Below are 23,474 nucleotides of genomic sequence, written 5' to 3'. Positions count from 1 at the left end.
GTACAGAGAGGTCGGACATGTCGAACGATGAGAAAGTGGTGTTCGTCGGAGACGACGTCACCCGGGCCGGAGACTGGGGCACCTGGTTCCCCGGAGACGACGTCGTGAACCTCGGTGTCGACGGCGACACCACGGCCACACTGGCCGAGAGGGTCGATCAGATCGTGGCGGCGCAACCCGACTCGGTGGTCCTCCTCATCGGCACGAACGACTTCACCGCCCGGCGGTCCGTCGAGCAGGTCGTGCGCGGGGTCGAGAGTCTGCTCGTGACCCTCCGGCGGGAGCTGCCGGGCAGTCGACTGCTGCTGCAGTCCATCCTGCCTCGCGGGGCCGAGCTCGCGCCGCGCATCCGCGACGCCAACCGGCACCTCCGTCAGTTCTCGTCCACGGTGAGGGCGCAGTACCTCGATCTCTGGCCGGCTCTCGCCGACGACGCGGGCGAGGCGATCAGGCCCGAATTCACGACCGAGAACGGGCGGCTGACCCCTGAGGGGTACGAGGCCTGGCTCGACGAGCTGCGACCGGGTCTCGAGCGTCTGCGCGACGAACCGCCTATGAGTCGGCCGCTCAGCGTGCTGAACATCCCGTACGACATCGACTGAGTTCCGGCACGGGGGCGCCCGATAGGCTCGGTCGGTACGCCCGCAGGCCGTCTGCGGTCCATCGAGAGGTCTTCCGTGCCCACGCCCACCGCACCCGCATATACCCGCCCCGCCCTGGCCCCCGGCCTGCTGGGGGCGTTGGCGCTCGTCGTCGGGGTCGTGCTGCTCGACTCGGGGCTGTTCATCGGCTTCCGCTACGTCGTGTCGATCCTGGCGTTGATCATGCTGGTCTTCGCCGTCCGCGGCCGGACCTGGTGGGCGACGCCCCTCCTCGCGGCCGTCGCCGTCATCTGGAATCCGGTCGTCGTGATCCCGATCACCGGTCAGCCCTGGGCGGCGCTGCAGTTCGTCGCCGCGGGGGTGTTCATCGCGGTCGGCGTCGTCGTCAAGGTGCCGACCGACGAGGCCGGCACGACCGGCCGGGCCGCCACTCGTCGCTGACGGCAGGCCCTCCCGCGGCGGTCCACCGAGCGGAGTGCGCGAGCTACCGCTAAAATCAAATGTTCCCCCAGGGTGCAGCGGCCTACCCGAGGCCCGCACGGAAGGTTGAGTCTGAATGGTCACCGAGATCACCGGTACGACGGAGAGTCCGCTCCTGACCCCTCGTCCCCGATCCGGTGGTCTCGATCGCGACGACATCGTGCTCCGCAAGGGGCAGTTCACACTGCTGAACGGCCATCTGACGCCGCAGCAGTCGATGATCGAAGACCTGCTGTACCTCCGTCGGGTCCTCGACGAGGCGGACGTGCCCTACCTCCTCGTGCGAGGCAACGACATCCGTCCGGTGATCGCGATCGACATCGTGCACCGTGAGGCCTTCGTCACGGCGATGGTCGAGGCGTCCGCGAGCGAGCCGTTCTACGCGAAGGCCGGCAAATCGCGGGCGGTGCTGGTCGTCGAGGGCGGTCTCGACGTCGAGGCCGAACGCATCTTCAAGATCTACCGGCCGAGGGTCGAGCCCATCGGCCGTCTGCGCTACGGTGCGGGCACGGCCGTGCAGGTCGAGTTCTGGATCGTCACGGACGACGAGATCCTCGCCCCGACCGAGAACGCCCTGATGCGCACCGCCCTCCCGCGCGACGAGGCCGTCGAAGGCACCGTCGAGCGCTTCGGGCTCGAGTGGCCCACCCTGGCGCACATGTTCGACGACCACGCGACGGACATCACGTTCGAGATCGACCTGATCTTCTCCTGGGTCGACGGGAACTCCGTCGAGTACCAGCGGGCCCGTGCAGCTCAGGCCAAGCGGCACGTCGTGGGCGAGGGAGACGACGCCCCGGCTCGGTTCCGCCAGATCGACGAGCTGAAGTACGCGCTCCGTTCGGTCTACATGTTCGCCCCCTGGGTTCGCACCATCTACATCGCCACCGATTCGCCTGTCCCCGAGTGGCTCGGCGACCACCCGCGGGTGCGCGTCGTGCGCAGCGAGGAGTTCTTCTCCGACCTGTCGTATCTGCCGACCCACAACTCTCAGGCCGTCGAATCGCAGCTGCACCACATCGAGGGTCTCAGCGAGCACTTCCTGTACTCGAACGACGACATGTTCTTCGGTCGCCCGGTCGCGCCGTCGATGTTCTTCTCACCGGGGTCGGTGACGAAGTTCATCGAGGCCGACACCCGCATCGGCCTCGGGCTGAACAACCCCGAGCGCAGCGGCTTCGAGAACGCCGCCCGGGTCAATCGTCGTCTGCTCCAGCAGCGTTTCGGACGCGTCACCACCCGGCACCTCGAGCACACGGCCGCGCCCCTCCGACGCAGCGTGATGTACGAGCTCGAGCACGAGTTCGCGGCCGAGTTCGCCGCGACGGCCGCGAGTCCCTTCCGGGCGAAGGAGAACATCTCCGTCACCAACTCGCTGTACCACTACTACTCGCTGATGACCGGGCGGGCGATCGTCCAGGAGAACGCGCGCGTCAGCTACATCGACACGACGATGGTCTCGGGCCTCGCCTCGTTGTCCGACCTCCTCAAGAAGCGGTCCGACGACTTCTTCTGCCTCAACGACGGCAGTTTCCCCGAGGTCAGCGACGAAGAGCGCACCGCGACGGTGACGGACTTCCTCGAGCGCTACTACCCGTTCGCCGCCCCGTGGGAGCAGGCCGAGATGGATCGCGTCGCTCGCGAGAGCGCCGAACAGGATCGTCGTTCGCTGCGCGCAGGCGGAGTGCAGGGCAGCCTCGAGGGCTGAACGTCCCGGCGGGTCTGCTGGGTCTGCGGGGGTCTGCCGCGCCTCCTCGGCTCCCACGGGGGTCGCGGGTCGCTCGAGCGCCCTGCGCGTCTCGGGTGGCTCGGGTCAGGAGGGCGTCGTGCCGAAGCGCGCGGCGACCTCGTCGGACAGCGCGGCCTCGATGCGCCGGGTCATCTCGGTGCTCATCGGGGGAAGCGCCGTCGTCGAGAACCAGCGCGCCTCGGTGTTCTCGCCGTCGGCCGGGTGGGGTTCGCCCGCTCGGTGGCTCATGACGAACGTATGGTCGATGTACTGGGCTCGGTCGCCGTTGCCGTAGACGATCTCGTCGGTCACGCCGATGGCGGCCAGACGCTCGGGCACGGCCACGACGCCGGCCTCCTCGAGGGTCTCTCGGACGGCCGCGTCGGCGGGGTGCTCACCTGGATCGATGATGCCCGTGACCGGCGTCCAGGCGCCCGTGTCGGCACGACGGACGAGCAGGATGTCGTCGCCGCGGACGACGACCGCCGTCACCCCCGAGAGCCACAGCCGTTCGGTGCCGATCTTCTCTCGGAGGGACAGGACGAAATCGGGCGTCGACATGGGAGAACCCTACCGAGGGCGGCCTCTAGGCTGACCGCATGAGGCTGCCCTGGACACTGCGCGGAAGCGATGTGCGGACCATCGGCGACATGGCGGGGGAGTCCGTGCTGCTCGCCGGGGGCGGGCGGGCGATCCTGCTGCAGCTGGCCGACCCTGCCGTCGGGCATGGCGTGGCCGATCACAGCGACTTCGTCGACCGGCCCCTGTCGAGGCTGCACGGGACGATGACCTACCTGTACGCCGTCGTCTTCGGCTCGCCCGCGGAGCGCGCGCATGTGCGCCGTGAGGTCGGACGGGCGCATCGACCCGTCCACGCCGACGGCAGCCAGGGGGTCCGCTACGACGCCTTCGACCCGGCATCGCAGCTCTGGGTGGCGGCGACCCTCTACGACTCGGCCATGACGATCTTCGAGCAGGTGCACGGCCCCCTGACTCCCGAGGTCGCCGACTCGGTCTACCAGGAGTACGCCGTCGTGGGGACGGCCTTGCAGATGCCCCGCGAGCTCTGGCCCGCCGACCGCGAGGCCTTCGCCCGGTACTGGGCTGGGGCGGTCGACGCACTCGTCGTCGACGACGTCACTCGCGGCGTGGCCCGCCAGCTGCTGCACCCCGTGAACGTGCCCTGGTGGCTCCGCGTGCTCATGCCGGTGGCGCGGTGCGTCACGCTGGGGTCGCTGCCCGAGACCGTCCGGCTCCGGTTCGACCTGCCGTGGAGCGCCCGGTCCGCCCGTCGGTACGCCCGGGTGATGGGCGTCGCGTCGGTCGTCGTGCCGCATCTGCCGCCGCGACTGCGCCATGTGCTCCGCGACGGGTATCTGCGGCGGATGCGCGCCGCCATGGCGTCCGCGCCGCCCCGGGGCTGAGTTCCGAGATCTGAGTGTCTATGTCTGAGGCCCGAGATCTGAGGCCGGAGATCTGAGGCCCGGAGACACCCGGGGGCCGCGCGCCGGGCCGCGCGTCGGGCCGGGCCTTGGGCCGCACTCCCGTACCGCCCGACGCCGCGCCCACCGTCGGCAACTCCTGGCTTCTGCACCGTTCGGCTGATGACCACCCTCGTTCGGGGGCGCGGTCTGGCTCGGCGGGCAAGGATGAGGAGTTGCCGACGCGGGGCGCGTCCCGCCGCCTGCGCAGATCTCGTGTTCGGATTCAGCACGTGTGTGGTCGCGCGCTGTCGGTAACTCCCCACGCGTGAAGACGTTCGCGACCCGGCCCGCGCATCCTCGGGGCGGGCGACTCGCGGCGACGCACAGGTGAGGAGTTGCCGACGTGCACCGCGGCTGCTCGCGTTCTCGACCAGCACCGACCGGCACCGGCCGGCACCGGCACGAACCGACGCGACGAAAGGCTCCCCAGGCGCCCGGCACCGCCGCTACAGGGTGTCGATGGGCCCGGTGAGGGCGTAGTCCTGCCGAGCAGGCGCGGCGAGCGGCAGCGGCACGGGCGCGGTGTCGGTCGCCCGGTGGCGCGGTGCCGCCGGGGCGATGCGCACCCCGGCGAGGGCCAGGCGCTCGGCCACGACGTCGGCCGGGACGCGTTCGCCGACGGTCTCGTAGGTGCCGATCGGCACGACCGAGTGCACGACAGAGCCCTCGTACACGTGCACCAGGTTGAACGACTGGGCGCCATCGCGTCCGCGGGTGCCGCCGCCCGCGGCGTTGAGATCCTGCGTGTAGCAAGTCGCCGAGGCCACGGAGACGGGGATCCCCGCGAAGACCGTGTTGGTCGAGTAGTGCAGGTGCCCGGCGATGATCGACCGCACGTCGCTGCCTTCGACGACCTCGGCCAACGACGCCTGGTCACGCAGCTCGACGAGGGCGGTGAGGTCTTGAACGCTCGGCACGGGCGGGTGGTGCATCGCGATGATGGTGCCGTCGGGGGCGTCGGTGCTGAGCTCCTCCGCCAGCCAGTCGAGCTGCTCGCCCGACAGCTCGCCGTAGTGGTGCCCGGGCACGGTCGTGTCGAGGGTGATGATCCGCAGACCGTTGACGTCGTAGACGAGGTCGACCGGTCGCTGCGACGGCAGCTGGCCGAAGAGCTGCTCCCGGAAGGCCCCGCGCTCGTCGTGGTTGCCCATCGCCCAGATGACCTGGGCGCCGAGGCGGTCGGCCATCGGCTGGACGAGCTCGCGCAGCTTCCGGTAGGCGTCCGGCTCGCCCTTGTCGGCGAGGTCGCCCGTGAAGACGATCGCCTCGGGGCTGTTTCCCGAGGCCTCGATCTCGGCGACGATCTGCCGGAGACGGGCCTCGCTGTCGACGGCCCCGTAGAGGTCGCCGTCACCGCCGACGAGATGCGTGTCGCTGAGGTGCAGGATGAAGTGGTTCGGCCTGGGGTGTTCGGCCGTCCGGAGATCCATGGTTCTCTCTTCGATGTCGCCGACGGGGGCTCGGGACGAGACCCTCGTTGTTGATTCGACACTAAGTCCATCACTGGATTGCTCCGAATGTCATGAACGCAGGTGCGCGTTTCGATGAACTGTCGGCTAACTCGTCGTATTCCCGTCGGCCGTCCACGCACGGACGGCACCTCACGACCCGAGGAGGCGCGGGTCGTGAGGTGCCGTCGATGTCAGGACCTGCAGGTCAGGGCTTCAGGACCACCTTGATGCAGCCGTCGTCCTTCTGCTTGAACAGCTCGTACATGGCGGGGGCCTCGGCGAGCGGCACGGGGTGCGTGACGAGGTCCATCGTGCCGAGCGGGTCGGCCGGGTCCTCGACGAGGGGCATCAGGGTGTCCATCCACCGCTGCACGTTGCACTGGCCCATCTTGAGGGTGATCTGCTTGTCGAACAGCGTGAGGAACGGCGTCGGGTCGGCGGTGCCGCCGTACACGCCGCTGAGCGACACGGTGCCGCCGCGGCGGACGATCTCGAACGCGAGGTGCATGGCGCCGAGGGCGTCGAGGCCGGCCTTCTGCAGGACGGCCTGGCCGACCTTGTCGGGGAGGACGGCGGCGAACTTCTGCACGGCGGTCACTCCGCCGTGGTCGTGGGCCTCCATACCGACGGCGTCGAGGACGGAGTCGGGTCCGCGGCCGTCGGTCATCCCCGACACGACGTCGGCGATGTCCTTCGTGAGGTCGAGCACCTCGACGCCGTGGCGCTCGGCCATGGCGCGGCGCTCGGGGACGGGGTCGATGCCGATCACGCGGTAGCCGCGGTGCACGCCGATGCGGGACGCGAACTGGCCGACCGGTCCGAGTCCGAGCACGACGAGCGTGCCGCCCTCGGGGACCTGCGCGTACTCGACGCCCTGCCACGCGGTGGGGAGGATGTCGCTGAGGAACAGGTACCGCTCGTCGGGCAGGTCGTGCCCGACCGTGACGAGGTTGGCGTCCGCGAGGGGGACTCGCAGCTGCTCGGCCTGCCCGCCGGGCACCTGGCCGTAGAGCTTGCTGAAGCCGTACAGGGTCGCGCCCGAGCCGTACTCGGTGACCTGGGTCGTCTCGCACTGCGAGAAGAGCCCGCGATCGCACATGAAGCAGTCGCCGCAGGCGATGACGAACGGGACGACGACGCGGTCGCCGACCTTGACGCGTCCGACGGCGGATCCGACCTGGGTGACGACACCCATGGTCTCGTGTCCGAGGATGTCGCCCTTGTCGAGGTACGAGTCGAAGACGTCGTAGAGGTGCAGGTCGCTGCCGCAGATGGCGGCGGACGTCACCTTGATGACGGCGTCGGTGGGGTCGATGATGCGGGGGTCGGGGACGTCCTCGACCGAGACTTTGGTGACCGACTGGTAGGTGAGTGCTCTCATCGTTCCCGTCTACGCGCCGCGGCACACAGTGACCTGGCAGAGGGGTACAGGATCGTCCTCCATCGTGCCGGGACGCGGAACGGGGCGACCGGACCGAAGTCCGATCGCCCCGAGGCGCGTGCTGCCGAGACCTACGCGGTGACGGCGGCGACGATGTTGACGACCTTGCGGCCGCCCTTGTTGCCGAACTCGACGGAGCCGGGTGCGAGGGCGAAGAGGGTGTCGTCACCGCCGCGGCCGACGTTGGCGCCGGGGTGGAAGTGGGTGCCGCGCTGGCGGACGATGATCTCGCCGGCGAGGACGACCTGGCCGCCGAAGCGCTTCACGCCGAGGCGCTGGGCGTTCGAGTCGCGGCCGTTACGGGTGGACGATGCGCCCTTTTTGTGTGCCATGTGCTGTCAGCTCCTGATCTTCTACAGTGCTACTTGGTCGTGATCGAGGTGATCTTGACGCGGGTGAGGTCGGCACGGAAGCCCATGCGACGCTTGTACCCGGTCTTGTTCTTGTAGTTCTGGATGACGATCTTCGGGCCGCGGAGGTCGTTCAGGACCTCGCCCTCGACCGTCACCTTGCCCAGGTCGTCGCCCGAGAGGATCGTGTCGCCGTCGACGTGCAGGACGGGGACGAACGAGACGGTGTCTGCGGTGGAGGCCTTGAGGCGGTCGACGGTCAGAATCGTTCCGACCTCGACCTTCTCCTGACGGCCACCGGCGCGCACGATTGCGAAAGCCATGGGAACTCCAAAGTGAGGGGGTGTGACGCCCGGACTGCCGAGCGACGTCGTGGTGCCACGAGGGCAACTTGGATAGTCTTTCACAAATGTCACGACCGATCAAACTTCGCCGGCCGCCTCAGTTCACCGCCGAGATCGTCGACGACGCCCGAGAGCGCCTCGTCGACCTGCTGGAGGACCTGCGACGCATCACGACCGAGCACGCCGACGACATCGAGGTGTGGGGCTCCGCCGTCACCACGGCCGGCTGGGAGATCGCGAGCCTGGGCCAGTGGCTGGGGCTCGAGGGCGAGGCCGTGCTGCTGCTGGGTGGCGCCTCGTACCCCGAGATCGCCGAGCATCAGGGCACCAGCCCGTCCGCCGTGTACGCCCGGGTGGGGCGCTCGCTGACGCTGGCGCCCTACGCGCAGGCGTCCGGCTCCGACGGGGCGTCGAGTCGCGTGTCGGCCGAGGGCGTCGACCTCGCGAGGGCGGAGTACCTGCAGGAGGCGCACGAGACCGGTTCGGACTCGCCCGGTCCCGAGGGGGTCGGTGCGGGCGACTCGCTGGCCGACCGCATCCCCGAGATGCTGCGGGCGGGCGAGCTCCGCACGACGGAGATCGCGGCGGCGCTGCCCGACTACCGGCGGAGCAGCGTGCTCTCCACGCTCAGCGTGCTGACCAGGCAGGGTCGAGTCGAACGCGTNCCCGGTGGATCAGTGAGCGGCGTCGTAGGCCTCGCGGACCGAACCCGAGACGCGGCCGCGATCGGACACCTCGTGGCCGTTCGCGCGCGCCCACTCGCGGATCGCCTGCAGCTCCGCCGGGTTCGACTTGCCGGCGGGGCCCCGGCTCGGGGTCTGCTTCCGCCCCGTCCGGCGGCCGGCGGAGACGAACGGCGAGAGCGCGGAGGTGAGCTCGTCGACATGCGAGTCGTGCAGATCGATCTCGTACGTGGCGCCGTCGAGGGAGAAGGTCAGAGTGCGGCCCTCGCCATCGGCGATGGGCGAGCCGTCGAGATCGTCGACGAGTTGGATAAAGGTCTTCTGGGCCACGGGAATCCTTTGTTCGGCGATTAGACAAATCACAGAGGCGACTTATCGGATTCACTATGGCTTATTTCCGCGCTAATCGCACCTGGAGCTTTTCTCACGAATCCACTGAATAATGACGTATTCGACGAGCCGTTCGCTTTATCAGGGGCGATGGGATATCCGCATATGTCCTTCCGAGAGGGTGCGATCTCTCCGGTTCACCAGTCGTGCACCGTGCCATCGGCCAGCCGGTTGTACGGCAGATAGGCCTTCTCGTACGGATACCGGCCGGCCTCGTCGACGTCGAGCTCGACTCCGATGCCGGGTCGATCACCCGGGTGCAGCATGCCGTCGACGAAGGTGAATCCCTGGTCGAAGACCAGATCGGTGCGCGCACCGTGCTTCATGTACTCCTGGATCCCGAAATTGTGGATCGAGAGACCGAGGTGCATCGCGGCGGCCATCCCGACGGGCGAGATGTCCGTCGGGCCGTGCATGCCCGACTTGATCTGGTATTGCGCCGCATATTCGAGAACCCGTTTGAGATGCGTGATGCCGCCGGTGTGGGTCACGGCGCTCCGCACGTAGTCGATCAGCTGCTCGCGGACGATCTGCTGGTAGTCCCACACCGTGTTGAAGATCTCGCCGATCGCCAGAGGCGTCGTCGTGTGCTGGCGGACGAGGCGGAGGGCCTCGGGGTTCTCGGCCGGGGTGACGTCCTCGAGCCAGAAGAGGTCGTACGGCTCGAGGCTCTTTCCGAGGGAGGCCGCCTGGATCGGCGTCATGCGGTGGTGCCCATCGTGCAGGAGGGGGATCTCGGGGCCGAACTCGTTGCGGACCGCCTCGAAGACGGTGGGGACGTGACGCAGATACGAGCGGGTGTCCCAGTCCTCCTCGTTCGGCAGCGCACCCCGTTGAGCGGGCTCGTGGTCGTAGCGGACGCCGGTGTTGGCGTCGAAGGTCGCGTTGGACGCGATGCCGTAGATCGACTTCAGCCCGGGCACTCCGGTCTGCACCCGGATCGCCTTGTACCCCTGCTCCTGGTGATCCCGGATGCTGTCGAAGAGCTCCTCGAGGTCCTTGCCGGAGGCGTGCCCGTAGGTCAGCAGCCCTGTCCGGGAGGCGCCGCCGAGCAGCTGGTAGAGCGGCATGCCGGCGGTCTTCGCCTTGATGTCCCAGAGGGCGACGTCGACGGCGGCGATCGCCGCCATCGTCACCGGCCCCCGGCGCCAGTACGCGCTGCGGTACAGGAACTGCCAGGTGTCCTCGATGCGGGCGGGGTCCCGTCCGACGAGGAGGGGGACGACGTGCTCGGTGAGATACGCGACGACGGCGAGCTCCCGGCCGTTCAGCGTGGCGTCGCCGAGTCCGGTGATCCCCTCGTCGGTCGTCAGCTTCAGTGTCACGAAGTTGCGATCGGGGCTCGTGACGATCACATCGGCGCTGTCGATTCTCATTCCGTCTCCTTCGACCGAATCCGTGCTCGGGCGAGGGCCCGGGCACGGACCAGCTTAGGGAGACGACTCCGGGAGGGGCGGGCGGCAGCCGACCTGCACCTCCTCGGCTCGGCAGGAGGCGCGGGTCAGCGCGCGCAGTCGATGCAGAGTCGAGCGGTCGGCCGGGCGTCGAGCCGGGCCTCCCCGATGCGCGCCGAGCAGCGCTCGCAGCGGCCGAAGGTCCCCGCGGCGAGGCGCTCGAGAGCGGAGCGCGCGTCGTCCGCCCGGTCGAGCGCCGACCGGCGGATGGCGTCGAGCTGCGACCTCTCGTAGGCGATCGTCGAGCCCTCGGGGTCGTGCTCGTCGTCAACGTTCGCGGACTCGCGGGCCTCGGCCACCGCCTCCATGTCGCTGCGGAGGCGCTCGGCGAGCGAGAGGGCATCGTCGCGGATGCCCTCGAGGCGGGCGACGGGCCCGATCACGAGACGACGAGCGGGGGCACCTCTTCGCCGGCACGGGGCGGCGCCGGGGGAGTGCCGTCGCCGAAGGGCCGTCCGCCGAGCTCCTCGCGACCGTGCGCGGTCAGCCAGCCCGACGGGTCGGGCCCGGCGGGGACGATGCCGGTCGGATTGATGTCGCTGTGCACGATGTAGTAGTGCTTCTTGATCTGGTCGAAGTCGATCGTGTCGCCGAACCCGGGGGTCTGGAACAGATCGCGGGCGTAGGCCCAGAGCACGGGCATCTCGGTGAGCTTGTTCCGATTGCACTTGAAGTGGCCGTGGTAGACCGCGTCGAAGCGGGCCAGGGTCGTGAAGAGGCGGATGTCGGCCTCGGTGATCGTGTCGCCGACCAGGAACCGCTGATCGGTCAGTCGCTCGGACAGCCAGTCGAGTCGCTCGAAGAGGGTGCGGTAGGCGCGCTCGTAGCTCTTCTGCGACCCGGCGAAACCGGCACGGTAGACGCCGTTGTTCACGTCGCGGAAGACCACGGCGTTCACCTCGTCGATCTCGGCGCGCAGGTGCTCGGGGTAGAGGTCGGGTGCGCCGTCACGGTGGAGGTCCGTCCACTCGGTGGCGAAGTCGAGGGTGATCTGCGGGAAGTCGTTCGTGACGACCTTGCCGCTCGGCACGTCGACGATCGCCGGCACCGTGATGCCGCGCGGGTAGTCGGGCGTGCGGGCGAAGAAGGCCTCTTGGAGGCGCTCGATGCCGAGGACGGGGTCGCGCCCGTCGGGGTCCAGATCGAAGGTCCAGCTGCGGGCGTCGTGCGTCGGGCCGGGCAGTCCCAGCGAGATCGCGTCTTCGAGGCCGAGCAGTCGGCGTGAGATGACGCTGCGGTTCGCCCAGGGGCAGGCCCGCGCCGCGACGAGGCGGTATCGGCCCGACTCGACGGGCCAGCCGTCGGCGGCGTCGCGCGTGATGCGGTCCTCGATGTAGTTGGTGTCGCGGGTGTACTCCTGGCCGGGCTCGACGTAGGTGCCCTTCGCGTGCTGCTCGCTCATGCCGCCACCCTACGCACGCCCGGTCGGCAACTCCTGTCCGGTGTCACGCCGGGCCGCGACACGCCGACGTCCGGTGCGGCCGGGCGGCAGGGAGGAGGAGTTGCCGACGCGCGGGTCAGGCGCCGACGTCGACGGCGTCGAGACCGGCGGCCGAGGAGGCGCGGGTCGCGCTCCACTCCCGCCACATCGTCTTGAGATCCCAGGCGTCGTCGGCCTCGAGCGAGATCCCCCGCTCGCCGGTGCGACGGGTGCGGCCCTGGATCAGCATGAGCTGCGTGCCGAACAGGAGGGAGCCGGCGCGCTGCTGCGCCTCGTCGAAGAACGTCGAGTCGGAGACGCCGCTGCCGTCGTCGAGGCTGATGAACACGACGCGCCGACCGCTGCGCATCGGCGGGGTCTGGGTGGCGATGCGGATGCCGGCCACGAGGACGGTCGTGCCGTTCCAGTGGTCGCGCAGGTCGGCGGCCCGGACGACGCCGAGGTCGTCGAGCATCGGACGGTAGCTCTCGATGACGTGCTCGCTGACCTCCATCGACAGGATGTCGAGCTCGTCGCTCACCCGGTCGCGGACTCCGACGTCGGGGGTGCCGGTGGGCACGGTGTCGGAGTCGTCGACGACGAAGTCGAGCTGGTTCTCGACGTCGGCCGCCCGGGGCCGCGACGACCTGCCGGTCAGCGCGCGCACCCTGGCCAGGACATCGCCCCTCGTCCGCCCGGGGCCGGCGAGCGAGTCGAGCGCCCCGACCTGGGCGAGTCGCTCGAACAACGACCGCGACGGTGTCGCCCGCTGCCAGAAGTCGGTGATCGAGTCGTAGGGGCGACCCACGACGACCCGGGCGAGCTCGGCGTCGCTGATGCCGTGCACGTCGACGAGCGACAGCCGGATGCCGAGGTCGCCGGTGCGGGTCGGCGCGATCGGGGTGGCGGGTGCGCGCAGCCGTTCGACGCGGTAGACGTCTGTCGAGGCGTTGACGTCGAGCGGCAGCACCGGGATGCCCATCCGCCGCGCCTCGGTCAGGAGCAGCCGCTTCGGGTACATGCCGGGATCGTGGGTCAGGATGCCGGCGAGGAACTCGGCCGGGTAGTGCGTCTTCAGCCATGCGCTCTGGTACGTGGGCAGGGCGAAGGCGGCACCGTGCGCCTTGCAGAAGCCGAACGATCCGAAGCCCTTCAGCACGGCCCAGATGCGGTCGACGTCGGCGTCGTCGTAGCGGCGCAGCCCGGTCTCGGGGTCGACGTTGGCCCGGGTGCGGGCGCGGAACGTCGCCTCGAGGGCGTCGTCGTCGCCCTTGCCCATGTGACGTCGGATCTCGTCGGCCTCGGCGAGGCTCACCTGCATCGTCGCCTCGAGGATCCGCAGGACGTGCTCGTGGTAGATCACGACGCCGTAGCTGTCGTCGAGGAACCCCGCGAAGCTCGGGTGGATGTAGTCGGGATGCTGGAACCCGTGCTTCGTGTCGAGGAACGGCACGATCATGTTGCCCTTCATCGGCCCGGGGCGGAACAGGGAGATGTCGGCGATGAGGTCGGAGTAGCGGTCGGGCTGCATCTTGCCGATCAGCTCGCGCTGCCCCGGGCTCTCGATCTGGAACATGCCGAGCGTGTGCGTCGTCCTGATCGCCGCGAACGTCGGCTCGTCGTCGTGCGGGATCTCGTCGAGCTCGATCCGCCCCTCTCTGTTCACGTACCGTGCGTCCACCGGCAGCGCACCGGCCACCGCGGCCCTCGAGCCGTTCACGCGCTCGATCTCGTCGAGCGCGTACGCCAGCGTGCTCTGCATGCGCACCCCCAGCACGTCGAGCTTCAGCAGACCGGCGTCGTTCATGTCGTGCTTGTCGAACTGGCTCATCGGCAGACCGATGCCGCTCGGCTGGACCGGCGTCATGCTGAGCAGACCGGAGTCGCCGAGGATCACCCCGCACGGATGCATCGAGATGTGCCGCGGCAGCCGGTCGAGTCGCTCGCTGAGATCGACCAGCAGGTCGATCTGCCCGTCGCTGCGGGCCAGCTCGGCGATCTCGCGCAGCTCGGGCTTCTCGGCCAGGGCCGTCCGCAGGTCGCGGGCGTTCGAGCGCCAGACGTTCTTGGCGACGAGGTCGATCTGCTCGTCGTCGAGACCGAGCGCCAGACCGGCGTCACGGACGGCGCCTCGCCCCCGGTAGGTCGACTGCATCGACATGAGTGTCACCCGGTTGCTGCCGTACCGGTCGAAGATCGCCCGGTAGACCTCGTGCCGCCTCGCCGACTCGACGTCGATGTCGATGTCGGGGAGCGTCTCCCGCTTGTTGCCGAGGAACCTCTCGAACAGCAGATCGTGCTCGATCGGATCGACGTTCGAGATCCGCAGCAGATAGGTGACGAGGCTGCCCGCCCCCGACCCGCGTGCGGCGTTCCGCACCCTCATGTCGCGCATCAGCTTCGACACGTCGGCCACGGTCAGGAAGTACCCGGCGAAGCCGAACCCCGTGATGATGCCGAGCTCGTAGCGCATGCGCTCGTCGACCTTCTCGCGCAGAGCGCGACCGGCGTCGCCGAACCGCTCGGTGATCCCCGCCTCCGCCCGGCGGAACAGCACCTGGTCGGGATCGCCGTCGACTCCGATCGCACTCGGCTCGGGGACCTTCGGCCGACCCCAGCCCAGATCGGCGGCGGGGTCGAGTCGGCACCGGTCGGCCAGCCGCTCGGTCGCGGACAGCATCTCGTCGGCGGAGCTGCGAGGCAGCGAGGAGGCGTCGGTCACCATCCGCGCGACGGCGCGCATCGCATCGGCCGACTTCAGGAACGCCTGCGCGTTCGGCTGCGGGCGGAAGCTGCCCAGGGCGGCGAGGTGCCCCGCCGAGTCGAGGACGTCGGCGGTGACCGCCTCGTCGGGGTCGAGGTAGCGTACGGCGTTGGTCAGCACGGCCGGCACCCCGACGTGGTCGGCCAGCTCGAGCATGCGGGCCGCGTGCCGGATGCTGCGGCTCTCGCCCGGCTCGGTCAGATGGCAGACGACCTCGACCACCACGCCGCCCGGCAGCTCGGCCGCCCAGTCGGCCAGCGACGCCGCCGCCTCGGTGTGCCGACCCGCCTGCACCAGTCGACCCACGTCGGAGTCCGGGCCGAGCAGCACGGTCGCGGCGGGCCCCGACTCGCCCTGGACGAACGCCCGCACCCGTGACCGGCCGATGGTCGCCACGCTGTTCGCGCTGCCGCTCGCCTTCCGCGTCGCCCGGCCGTGCGCGGCGCTGATCAACCGGCAGAGCGCCGCCCACCCCGCACCCGGAGCGCCGCCGTCGATCGACCCGTGCGCCAGCACGACGATCCGATCGACCGGAGCACCCGCGCCCGCAGCACCAGCGCCTCCGCCTCCGCCGGCACCGGCACCGGCACCGGCGCCGGCACCGGCCCGATCGTCGCGGCACCCCAGCTCCACCCCCACGATCGGGTCGACGCCCGCGGCGCGACACGCGCCGATGTGCCGGATCGCCCCGTAGAGCCCGTCGCGGTCGGTGATCGCCGCGGCGTCGGCCCGTCGCCCGGCCACGGTCTCGACGAGGGTCTTCGGGTGGGCGGTGCCGTAGTGCGCGCTGAACGACGACGCGACGCGGAGATGGGTGAAACGCATGACTGGTGCCTCGTGCTCAGACCCCCGGCCGGGTCGGTTCGAACAGATGTTCGATCAGTGTACGTGGTCGACGACCCGGCGGCGACGCCCGCCGGCTGGCATCATCGAGCCATGACCGACCGCCGCTCGACCCTCGACCGGGACGCCCGCGCCGTCGGGCACTGGACCCGCGTGCTGCTCGCCCAGCCGCGCCTCCTGCTGGCTGTGAAGACGGCGTTCGCCGCGGGGCTCGCCTACTGGATCGCCCCGCAGATCCCCGGCACGGCGGCCGACTACCCCTACTACGCGCCGCTCGGCGCGGTCATCGCCATGTATCCGACGCTGCGGGCCTCCTTGCGACAGGGCATCCAGGTGCTGCTGGGCGTCGTCGTCGGCATCGCCCTCGCGACGGCGGTCTTCGCCCTGCAGGACGGGCCGCCCGGAGTCCTCGCGGTCGGCGTGCTGGTCGGCATCGGCGTCGTGCTCGCCGGCATCCGCTGGCTCGGGGCCGGTCGCGACTGGGTGCTCACCGCGGGCCTGTTCGTGCTGCTGCTCGGAGGATCCGACACCGAGTCGTACGGCATCGGCTACATCGTCCAGCTCGGCGTCGGCGTCGTCGTGGGCGTCGTCGTCAACTTCGTGATCGTGCCGCCTCTGAACACCTCGCGCGCCGAGACGCGGCTCCGGCGGGTCCGGCAGGCGCTCGCCGAGCGGGCCGACGAGATCGCCGGCGTCTTCGAGACGCCCTGGCCCCTCGAGGACGACGACTGGGAGGAGCGCGTCGGCGAGCTGCCCGCGACCCTCCACAGCGTGCGCTCGTCGGTGCAGTACGCCGACGAGTCGCGGCGGATGAATCCCCGGTGGCTGCTGCGTCGACGCGATCTCGGCCACGAGTACGCCGAACTGGCCGCGTTCGAGCGGGTCTCGTTCCATCTGCAGGACATCGCCGAGGTCTCCGGGGTCCTCGGCAGGCGCATCGGCCGCCAGATCGGCATGCCCGACTCGCTCGCCCCGGCCGTGGCGCACACCCTGCACGGGGTCGCCGAGGTGATCAGGCGCCACGACTCCGACGCCGACGTGTTCGTCGAGGCGCGCCGTCGCATCGCCGACCTCTGGGAGGCGATCGACGCCCACCGCGACCGCCCCACCACCGACACCAGCGGCGGGGTGTCGATCGCCGTCTCGCTCGGTCGCATCGTCGCCGCGCTCGACCCCGACGACGGCACCGCGCCCCGGCCCTCCGAGACGGACGCGGGGACGGCGGAGGCCGGGACCGACACCGAGGAGGTGCGCCCCGGATCCGACGGAGCCGAGACGGCAGGCGCCGACGACACCGCCGACGACACCGCCGACGACTCCGACACCGCCGACGACTCCGCGACCGCCGACGACTCCGCGACCGAAGGCGACTCCGCGACCGACGGCGACACCGGGGACGCCGACGGCACCACGGGCGACGACGGCACGGCCAGGGCCACGGAGGACGACGAGGCGCCCCGCGACACCGTCCGACGCGACGCCGACTGACGGGGTGCGACGCCCGCCGCCCAAGAGCAGTACGGTTGACCGGGCACCGACGCCGAGACGCGACCCGTGCCCTGACCGGCCGGGGCGGTCGACGGGAATGCCCGTCCGCCCTGTGCGTTGACACTCGTGGCCTGAGCACCCCACCCGCCGCCAGATCGACAAGCGACGATCCGTTCGCCGCCCTCATCCATGAAAGCCGCACAGTGACAGACACCACCACCCTCATCATCCTCGGAGCCAGCGGAGACCTCACCGAGCGTCTGCTGCTCCCCGGCCTCGCCAGCCTGCTGAAGAGCGACCGCGGAGTCGACGTGCAGCTGATCGGCACCGGCCGCAGCGAGCGCAGCGCCGACGAGTGGGACGACGTCGTCAAGACGGCGTTCAACGGCGACGCCGGCAGCGACCTCGCCAAGAAGACCCTCGCGTCGAGCCGCTACATCCAGGGCGACCCCACCACGGTCGAGCACCTGAAGGCGCTGTTCGAGGCCAGCGAGGGCACGCCCGTCATGTACTTCGCCCTCCCGCCGGCGATCAGCACGAAGGTCATCCAGTCGCTGGCCGAGATCGACCTCCCCGAGGGTCTCCGCCTCGCCCTCGAGAAGCCCTTCGGCTCCGACGAGCAGAGCGCTCGCGAGCTGAACGCCGAGCTGTTGAAGATCGTCCCCGAAGAGCGCATCCACCGCACCGACCACTTCCTCGGTCGTGCGACCGTGCTCAACATGATCGGCCTCCGCTTCGCGAACCGCCTGTTCGAGCCGGTCTGGAACAGCGAGAACATCGAGAAGGTCGAGATCTTCTACGACGAGGTGCTCGGTCTCGAAGGCCGCGCCCAGTACTACGACAAGGCCGGCGCCCTGATCGACATGATCCAGAGCCACCTCCTCCAGGTGCTCGCGGTCATCGCGATGGACGCCCCGTCGTCGATCGACTCGGTCGAGCTGCGCAGCGAGATCGCGCGCGTGCTGCGTGCCACCTGGGTCAAGGGCGGCGACCCCGTCGCGTCGAGCCGTCGCGCCCAGTACTCCGCCGGCACCATCGACGGCAAGGACGTCCCCGCCTACGCCGACGAGGACGGCGTCGACGACGAGCGTCAGACCGAGACCCTGGCCGAGGTCGAGTTCGAGGTCAAGACGCGCCGTTGGGCCGGCGTGCCGTTCATCCTCCGTTCGGGCAAGGGCATGACGAAGATCCGCAAAGAGGTCCTCATCACCTTCAAGCCCGTGCCGGCGCTGCCCGAGGGGCTCAACGGCTCCTCGACGCCCGACACGCTGCGCATCGAGATCAGCCCCGAGACGATGGAGCTCGGCGTCACGACCAACGGCTCCGGCAACCCCTTCGACCTCGAGAAGTCGACCATGTCGGTGACCCTCGGCAAGCCCGAGCTCACCCCCTACGGCGAGGTGCTCAGCGGCATCTTCCACGACGACCCGACGCTCTCGATCCGCGGCGACGTGGCCGAGCGCTGCTGGGCCATCGTCGCTCCCGTGATCGACGCGTGGCAGGCCGGCCAGGTGCCGCTCGACACGTACGCGGCCGGCTCGACCGGTCCGGCGGACTGGCCCGCCTGATCCACCGGCCCACCTGAACCACGGCAGCACCCCGACGGCCGTCCCGCTCGCATCGAGCAGGGCGGCCGTCGTCCGTTCCGCCGACCGGGGGAGCCTAGGAGGCGCGGGTCGCCTGCGCGCGCCCGATCGCGTCCGCCGCACGGACCAGCGCCAGGTGCGACAGCGCCTGAGGCGTGTTGCCGACGTGTCGCCCCGTCGCGACCTCGATCTCCTCCGACAGCATGCCGACGTCGTTGCAGTAGCCGACCAGGCGATCCATCAGGGTGACGGCGTCGTCCACCCGCCCCGAGGCCGCGTACTGCTCGGCGAGCCAGAACGAGCAGGTCAGGAAGGGGTTTTCGTCGCCCGCCAGCCCATCGACGCCGCTCTCGGTGCGGTAGCGCAGCAGCAGTCCGTCGTGCAGCAGGTCGTGCTCGATCGCGGCGACGGTGCCGAGCATGCGGGGGTCGTCGGCGGCGACGAAGCCGACCTGGGCGAGCTGCAGCAGCGAGGCGTCCACCTCGGTGGTGTCGTAGTGCTGCGTGTAGGAGTTCCGTTCGGCGTTCCAGCCGTCGCGTTCGACCTCGGCCCGCACCTCGTCTCGGAGCTCGCGCCAGCGGTCGACCGGGCCGTCGAGGCCGAACTGCTCGACGCCCGCGATGGCGCGATCGAGCGCGGCCCAGATCATGACCCGCGAGTGGGTGAAGTGCTGCAGCTCACCGCGGATCTCCCAGATGCCGCTGTCGGGCCGGGTGCGATTGTCGTCGACGTACTGCATCAGGGCCCGCTGCAACGGCCACGAGTACTCGGTCTCGTCGACGCCGAGCTGGCGGGCCTCGTGCAGGGCGATCATGACCTCGCCGAAGATGTCGCCCTGGTACTGCTTGTAGGCGGCGTTCCCGACCCGCACCGGAGCGGCGCCCCCGTAGCCGGGCAGGTGGTCGATCTCGCTCTCGTGCAGGTGGCGCTCGCCGGCGAGGCCGTACATGATCTGCACGTCGGCCGGGTCTCCGGCGATCGCCCTCAGCAGCCAGCCGCGCCAGCGATCGGCCTCCTCGACGTAGCCGTGCAGGATCAGCGCCTGCAGCGTCATCGACGCGTCGCGGAGCCAGACGTAGCGGTAGTCCCAGTTGCGCGAGCCCCCGAACTGCTCAGGCAGGCTGGTCGTCGCGGCGGCGACGATGCCCCCGGTGTCTTCGTGCGTCAGCGCTCGGAGGATCAGCAGCGAACGGCGGACCTCGCGTTCGTAGGCCGGGGGAGTCGTGCACCGTGCGGCCCAGGCCTGCCACCAGCCGACCGTGTCGTCGATGGCCGCGTCGATGTCCACCGCCGCGGGTGGCTGCCGGTGCGAGGGGTACCAGGTGAGGGAGAGGTCGACGACCTCGCCGGCCGCGACGTCGAACTCGGTCGCATGGGTGTGGTCGGTGGCGGTCAGGCGCGGCCCTCGGACGACGACGGCGTCGGGGCCGGCCGTCGCGACGAGTGCGGTGTCGTCGCCGTCGGTCACCTGCCGCACCCAGGGCATGGCGCTGCCGTAGCCGAAGCGGATGGCCAGATCGACGTGCAGGGTCACGGTGCCCGAGACCCCCGTCACCCGGCGCACGACATCGGCGCGGCGGTCGCCGTAGGGCATCAGATCGGTGACCTCTACGACGCCCGTGGCGGTCTGCCACCGCGTCACGAGCACGAACGTGTCGTCGATGTAGCGACGGGTCGCGGTGGCGTCGGCGTCGGTCGGGGCGATCAGCCACCGCCCGGCGTCGTGGTCGCCGAGCAGGGCGCCGAAGGTCGAGGCGGAGTCGAAGCGGGGCAGGCACAGCCAGTCGATGCTGCCGTCGGTGCCGACGAGGCATCCGGTGTGCAGATCACCGATCAGGGCGTAGTTCTCGATGGGCAGGGGCATGCGGCCATCCAAGCAGTCCGGTCAGCGACCCCGCTGGAGGGTGGGGTCGGGCCAGCGTGTCTCGACCAGGGGCTTCTGCCGGCGGGTGCGCGCCCAGACGACGAAGCCCATCAGGGTGAACGCGCCGTAGAAGACGTACATGAACGCCGAGGCGTAGTAGCCGGCGCTGAACAGCAGCGGTGTGCCCACGAGGTCGACGGCGACCCAGATCAGCCAGAACTCGACCCAGCCCTTGGCCATGCCGTACGTCGCCAGCAGCGAGCCCATGAAGATCCAGGCGTCGGCCCAGACGGGCTCGTACGAGCCCAGGGCGCCGAAGATCGGGGTGAGCACGGCCGTGCCGCCGAAGAGCGCCACGACGAGCAGGACGCGGTTGCGCCAGCCGGCCCACCGCGGCTCGACTGCAGCGCCGGCCCCGGTCTCGCTCTGCCGCCAGCGGCGCCACCCGTAGATCGAGACCACGATGAACATCACCTGACGCCCGGCCTGGCCGAGCAGATTGACCGGGTTCGGCGTGTCGAAGACCGCGCCGAGGAACACCGTGAAGAGCAGGGCGTTGCCGACGATGCCGATCGGCCAGGCCCAGACCTTCCGGCGCATGCCGCCGAGGGCGCTGAGCAGACCGAAGACGTTGCCGACGATCTCTCGCCAGAGGATGGTCTGATCGCCCAGCACGAGCTGAGCGTCGAAGAGCCACCGGATCACCTGCACGTCGTCCTCCTGGTCGTGGCGACGACGGTCTCCGTGGTCTGCCACGGCGCTCGAGTCGCCGAGGTCGGAACGAGCGGGGTGCGTCGTTCATTCCCGAGTGTCGGCATTCCCGAGTGCCGGCCGATCAGGCGAACAGCTGCTGCTCGACGCGGTCGTCGAAGACGCCGAGCAGCAGCCATGAGCCCAGCGCGGGGTCGAGGGCGAGGTCGAAGGTGCCGTCGATCCGATGGGCGCCGTCGGTCAGCGGCAGGGCGTCGACCCGCCAGACCGGCAGCTCGAGCAGATCGACCGCCCCGCCCCGAGGCGCCCGGGCAGCCGACCGCCACCACTCTCGGCGGGTGATCCACCGCTCGGGCGGGCTGACCACGCCGTACACGACGCCCCGCCACACGAATCGCAGCGGCGCCCCGTCGTCGGTCGTCTCGACCGGTACCTTCTCGTCGACCTTCATGTCGTCTCGCCCCGCTCGTCGTCGTTCGAATGTGTGTTCGAACGAAGTGTACGGTCGGCCGCCGACATCCGACCCGCGAGAGGGAGGATCGAGAGGCTGCTACGCCCTCACTCGACGACGCCGGCGTCGGCGAGCTGATCCCAGAGGCCCGCGCCGTCGGGGGCGGACACCCAGGGGGTGTCGCTGCCCTGGGCGTGCTCGGAGCGCGTCGACCGGCCACCCGCGAGGACGGCCTCGCTGGGCGACAGCTGGCGGATCGCCACGGCGGCGACCGAGTCGGGGTGCTCGTGCAGGAACCGCCCGTAGAGCTCTTCGTCGTGCTGGCCGTCGTCGCCCACCAGCAGCCAGCGCATGTGCGGGAACTCCTTCGCCAGCCGGTCGAGCGACGCGTGCTTGTGCTCGCGTCCGCTGCGGAAGAAGCGGTCGTGCGTCGGGCCCCAGTCGGTCAGCAGCAGCGGACCGCTCGGGTAGAGGTTGCGCGAGAGGAACCGCGAGAGGGTGGGGGCGACGTTCCAGGCGCCGGTCGAGAGGTAGATCACCGGGCAGCCGCCGGCCGTGCGCTGCAGTCGCTCGTAGAGCACCGACATGCCGGGCACGGGGCGTCTGGCGTGCTCGTTCAAAACGAACGTGTTCCAGGCGGCCAGGAAGGGCCGGGGCAGCGATGTCACCATGACCGTGTCGTCGATGTCCGACACGACGCCGAACCGCACGTCGGGGTCGATCACGTAGACCGGGGCGTCGACGGGCAGCGAGCCCTCGCAGCTGACGGTGGCGACGTGCCAGCCCGGTTCGAGGTCGACCTCGACCCGCACGTCGAGCACGCCGCCGCGGTCGGTCGTCAGGTGGTGCGTGCGCCCGCCGAGCACGACGTCGACCCTGGCCTTCTCGACCGGCACGCTGGTGAAGCTGCGCCAACCGCGCACGTTCGCCCGGTCGATCCCCTCGAGGGTTCCCTTGCGGGTCAGCAGCACCCGCGACAGCACGCGGGCCCAGCCGGACGAGCCGTAGCCCGTGTAAGGGACGACTGTCGGGAGGAGGCCCCGCTTGCGGGCGCGCTTCTCGCGGAACCGGTGGACCGAGTTCTCGATGCGGGCGGCGCGGTGCAGCAGCGGCTCGACTCCGGCCGGTGCCGGTCTACGGGTGTCGGGCATGCGCCCATCCTGTCACGTCAGACCGGTTCGACGAGGGCGGGGGAGTCGGACGACACCGAGCCGACCTCGGACGAGACCTCGTGGAACGACATGCGGTCCGCGATCTCGGGTGCGAGCCCCGCGACCCCCTGCACGAGATCGTCGTCGCCCTCGGTCTCGGGATCGAGCCAGTCGTCCATCACGTCGGCCCCCACGAAGACCGGCATCCGGTCGTGCAGGGTCTCGAGCGGCCCCGAGGAGGCGCGGGTCAGGATCGTCGTCGACAGCAGCCACCGGGACGGTGCGTCCAGTGCCGCCCGCGGGTCGCGCCACCACTCGTACAGCGCGGCGAAGAGCATGACCTCGTCGTCGGGGAGGCGCACCAGATGGGGGTGCTTGACGCCCGCGGGGTCGGTCGTCCATTCGTAGTAGCCGGTGGCCGGCACCAGCCCGCGACGGGCCGCCACCGCGTCGCGGAACATCGGCTTCTCGGCCGCCGTCTCCGATCGGGCGTTGAACACCGGGGCGCCCTCGGGTCCGTTCGACCCGCCGGGGACGAGTCCCCATCGGGCCGCCGCGAGCCGACGCACCGGCGGGCCGCCGGCGTCGGCGCCGCGGGGGGCGGCGTCGACCAGCAGATTCACCGGGCGGGTCGGAGCGATATTCCAGGAAGGATCTGGGAGAGTGTCTCCTGATACATCAACGTCGAACAGGGCCACCAGGTCGCTCGAGGCGCGAGCCATCACGAATCGTCCGCACATGCGTCCATTCTCCCGGCTCGCACCGACATCGGCCGCCACCGACGGGCG

General features: G+C 70.3%; 21 protein-coding genes. 6 read left to right on the top strand and 15 right to left on the bottom strand.

Going from position 1 to position 23,474, the window contains the following annotated elements; translation table 11 throughout:
• The first annotated feature begins 17 nt into the window (after nt 1–17).
• From IFT51_RS00440 to IFT51_RS00430, 3 genes are all read left to right on the top strand, one after another.
• Complete coding sequence (locus IFT51_RS00440; protein WP_192058033.1) at nt 18–602, top strand: GDSL-type esterase/lipase family protein; 585 nt, start codon at nt 18–20, stop codon at nt 600–602.
• A gap of 75 nt (nt 603–677) precedes the next feature.
• Nucleotides 678–1,043 (top strand): DUF6804 family protein, encoded by a 366-nt coding sequence (locus tag IFT51_RS00435; RefSeq protein WP_371740627.1) that lies wholly within the window; start codon nt 678–680, stop codon nt 1,041–1,043.
• 115 nt (nt 1,044–1,158) lie between these two features.
• Nucleotides 1,159–2,790, top strand: a complete 1,632-nt coding sequence (locus tag IFT51_RS00430; RefSeq protein WP_192058030.1) for a stealth conserved region 3 domain-containing protein — start codon at nt 1,159–1,161, stop codon at nt 2,788–2,790.
• 105 nt (nt 2,791–2,895) lie between these two features.
• On the opposite strand, the gene IFT51_RS00425 is transcribed toward IFT51_RS00430, so the two are convergent.
• On the bottom strand, nt 2,896–3,372 hold the full coding sequence (locus tag IFT51_RS00425) for an NUDIX domain-containing protein (RefSeq protein ID WP_192058028.1): 477 nt from the start codon (nt 3,370–3,372) through the stop codon (nt 2,896–2,898).
• A gap of 38 nt (nt 3,373–3,410) precedes the next feature.
• On the opposite strand from IFT51_RS00425, the gene IFT51_RS00420 reads away from it, so the two are divergent.
• Nucleotides 3,411–4,235: an oxygenase MpaB family protein gene (locus tag IFT51_RS00420; protein WP_192058026.1), complete on the top strand. Its 825-nt coding sequence runs from the start codon at nt 3,411–3,413 to the stop codon at nt 4,233–4,235.
• 506 nt (nt 4,236–4,741) lie between these two features.
• Here the strand turns inward: IFT51_RS00420 and IFT51_RS00415 are convergent.
• From IFT51_RS00415 to IFT51_RS00375, 9 genes are all read right to left on the bottom strand, one after another.
• On the bottom strand, nt 4,742–5,725 hold the full coding sequence (locus IFT51_RS00415) for a phosphodiesterase (RefSeq protein ID WP_192058024.1): 984 nt from the start codon (nt 5,723–5,725) through the stop codon (nt 4,742–4,744).
• A gap of 226 nt (nt 5,726–5,951) precedes the next feature.
• Nucleotides 5,952–7,127, bottom strand: a complete 1,176-nt coding sequence (locus IFT51_RS00410) for an alcohol dehydrogenase catalytic domain-containing protein (RefSeq protein WP_192058022.1) — start codon at nt 7,125–7,127, stop codon at nt 5,952–5,954.
• 131 nt (nt 7,128–7,258) lie between these two features.
• Entirely contained in the window at nt 7,259–7,519 is a 261-nt protein-coding gene (rpmA, locus tag IFT51_RS00405) for a 50S ribosomal protein L27 (RefSeq protein WP_192058019.1), read from the bottom strand.
• Between the two features lie 29 nt (nt 7,520–7,548).
• Entirely contained in the window at nt 7,549–7,860 is a 312-nt protein-coding gene (gene rplU, locus IFT51_RS00400) for a 50S ribosomal protein L21 (protein WP_192058016.1), read from the bottom strand.
• A 695-nt stretch (nt 7,861–8,555) separates the two neighbouring features.
• Nucleotides 8,556–8,894, bottom strand: a complete 339-nt coding sequence (locus IFT51_RS00395; RefSeq protein ID WP_192058014.1) for a histone-like nucleoid-structuring protein Lsr2 — start codon at nt 8,892–8,894, stop codon at nt 8,556–8,558.
• A gap of 197 nt (nt 8,895–9,091) precedes the next feature.
• On the bottom strand, nt 9,092–10,330 hold the full coding sequence (gene manD / locus IFT51_RS00390) for a D-mannonate dehydratase ManD (protein ID WP_192058012.1): 1,239 nt from the start codon (nt 10,328–10,330) through the stop codon (nt 9,092–9,094).
• A gap of 125 nt (nt 10,331–10,455) precedes the next feature.
• Nucleotides 10,456–10,791: a TraR/DksA C4-type zinc finger protein gene (locus IFT51_RS00385; RefSeq protein ID WP_320480007.1), complete on the bottom strand. Its 336-nt coding sequence runs from the start codon at nt 10,789–10,791 to the stop codon at nt 10,456–10,458.
• Complete coding sequence (locus tag IFT51_RS00380) at nt 10,788–11,810, bottom strand: glutathione S-transferase family protein (protein WP_192058009.1); 1,023 nt, start codon at nt 11,808–11,810, stop codon at nt 10,788–10,790. The genes IFT51_RS00385 and IFT51_RS00380 overlap by 4 nt, the downstream gene beginning before the upstream one ends.
• Before the next feature lie 115 nt (nt 11,811–11,925).
• Nucleotides 11,926–15,417: a DNA polymerase III subunit alpha gene (locus IFT51_RS00375; RefSeq protein ID WP_192058007.1), complete on the bottom strand. Its 3,492-nt coding sequence runs from the start codon at nt 15,415–15,417 to the stop codon at nt 11,926–11,928.
• Between the two features lie 111 nt (nt 15,418–15,528).
• Here IFT51_RS00375 and IFT51_RS00370 point away from each other — a divergent pair, with 111 nt between their 5' ends.
• Both IFT51_RS00370 and IFT51_RS00365 read left to right on the top strand, forming a co-directional pair.
• Entirely contained in the window at nt 15,529–16,923 is a 1,395-nt protein-coding gene (locus IFT51_RS00370) for an aromatic acid exporter family protein (protein ID WP_192058005.1), read from the top strand.
• 203 nt (nt 16,924–17,126) lie between these two features.
• Nucleotides 17,127–18,491, top strand: coding sequence for a glucose-6-phosphate dehydrogenase (locus IFT51_RS00365; RefSeq protein WP_192058003.1), 1,365 nt, complete (start codon nt 17,127–17,129; stop codon nt 18,489–18,491).
• Nucleotides 18,492–18,585: 94 nt separating this feature from the next.
• Here the strand turns inward: IFT51_RS00365 and IFT51_RS00360 are convergent, their stop codons facing one another.
• The 5 genes from IFT51_RS00360 to IFT51_RS00340 all read right to left on the bottom strand — a co-directional run bounded on the left by IFT51_RS00360 (nt 18,586) and on the right by IFT51_RS00340 (nt 23,426).
• Nucleotides 18,586–20,373, bottom strand: a complete 1,788-nt coding sequence (locus IFT51_RS00360; RefSeq protein WP_192058001.1) for a glycoside hydrolase family 15 protein — start codon at nt 20,371–20,373, stop codon at nt 18,586–18,588.
• A 21-nt stretch (nt 20,374–20,394) separates the two neighbouring features.
• On the bottom strand, nt 20,395–21,084 hold the full coding sequence (gene pnuC / locus IFT51_RS00355) for a nicotinamide riboside transporter PnuC (protein WP_192059186.1): 690 nt from the start codon (nt 21,082–21,084) through the stop codon (nt 20,395–20,397).
• 124 nt (nt 21,085–21,208) lie between these two features.
• Entirely contained in the window at nt 21,209–21,535 is a 327-nt protein-coding gene (locus IFT51_RS00350; protein ID WP_192057999.1) for a DUF6504 family protein, read from the bottom strand.
• Nucleotides 21,536–21,642: 107 nt separating this feature from the next.
• Nucleotides 21,643–22,686, bottom strand: coding sequence for an App1 family protein (locus IFT51_RS00345; protein ID WP_192057997.1), 1,044 nt, complete (start codon nt 22,684–22,686; stop codon nt 21,643–21,645).
• A 17-nt stretch (nt 22,687–22,703) separates the two neighbouring features.
• Nucleotides 22,704–23,426: an SOS response-associated peptidase gene (locus IFT51_RS00340; RefSeq protein ID WP_192057995.1), complete on the bottom strand. Its 723-nt coding sequence runs from the start codon at nt 23,424–23,426 to the stop codon at nt 22,704–22,706.
• Nucleotides 23,427–23,474: the final 48 nt, after the last annotated feature.

The organism is Frigoribacterium sp. CFBP 13712, from assembly GCF_014842255.1.
Classification (GTDB): domain Bacteria; phylum Actinomycetota; class Actinomycetes; order Actinomycetales; family Microbacteriaceae; genus Frigoribacterium.
This window is presented reverse-complemented; position numbering and strand designations above follow the sequence as displayed.

What these genes read in the sequence shown, in the direction of transcription:
- IFT51_RS00340 (WP_192057995.1), bottom strand. Translation starts at nt 23,426, where the DNA reads ATGTGCGGACGATTCGTGATGGCTCGCGCCTCGAGCGACCTGGTGGCC.
- rpmA (WP_192058019.1), bottom strand. Translation starts at nt 7,519, where the DNA reads ATGGCACACAAAAAGGGCGCATCGTCCACCCGTAACGGCCGCGACTCG.
- IFT51_RS00415 (WP_192058024.1), bottom strand. Translation starts at nt 5,725, where the DNA reads ATGGATCTCCGGACGGCCGAACACCCCAGGCCGAACCACTTCATCCTG.
- rplU (WP_192058016.1), bottom strand. Translation starts at nt 7,860, where the DNA reads ATGGCTTTCGCAATCGTGCGCGCCGGTGGCCGTCAGGAGAAGGTCGAG.
- IFT51_RS00410 (WP_192058022.1), bottom strand. Translation starts at nt 7,127, where the DNA reads ATGAGAGCACTCACCTACCAGTCGGTCACCAAAGTCTCGGTCGAGGAC.
- IFT51_RS00425 (WP_192058028.1), bottom strand. Translation starts at nt 3,372, where the DNA reads ATGTCGACGCCCGATTTCGTCCTGTCCCTCCGAGAGAAGATCGGCACC.
- IFT51_RS00430 (WP_192058030.1), top strand. Translation starts at nt 1,159, where the DNA reads ATGGTCACCGAGATCACCGGTACGACGGAGAGTCCGCTCCTGACCCCT.
- IFT51_RS00380 (WP_192058009.1), bottom strand. Translation starts at nt 11,810, where the DNA reads ATGAGCGAGCAGCACGCGAAGGGCACCTACGTCGAGCCCGGCCAGGAG.
- IFT51_RS00345 (WP_192057997.1), bottom strand. Translation starts at nt 22,686, where the DNA reads ATGCCCGACACCCGTAGACCGGCACCGGCCGGAGTCGAGCCGCTGCTG.
- IFT51_RS00360 (WP_192058001.1), bottom strand. Translation starts at nt 20,373, where the DNA reads ATGCCCCTGCCCATCGAGAACTACGCCCTGATCGGTGATCTGCACACC.
- IFT51_RS00350 (WP_192057999.1), bottom strand. Translation starts at nt 21,535, where the DNA reads ATGAAGGTCGACGAGAAGGTACCGGTCGAGACGACCGACGACGGGGCG.
- IFT51_RS00370 (WP_192058005.1), top strand. Translation starts at nt 15,529, where the DNA reads ATGACCGACCGCCGCTCGACCCTCGACCGGGACGCCCGCGCCGTCGGG.
- manD (WP_192058012.1), bottom strand. Translation starts at nt 10,330, where the DNA reads ATGAGAATCGACAGCGCCGATGTGATCGTCACGAGCCCCGATCGCAAC.
- IFT51_RS00375 (WP_192058007.1), bottom strand. Translation starts at nt 15,417, where the DNA reads ATGCGTTTCACCCATCTCCGCGTCGCGTCGTCGTTCAGCGCGCACTAC.
- IFT51_RS00440 (WP_192058033.1), top strand. Translation starts at nt 18, where the DNA reads ATGTCGAACGATGAGAAAGTGGTGTTCGTCGGAGACGACGTCACCCGG.
- IFT51_RS00420 (WP_192058026.1), top strand. Translation starts at nt 3,411, where the DNA reads ATGAGGCTGCCCTGGACACTGCGCGGAAGCGATGTGCGGACCATCGGC.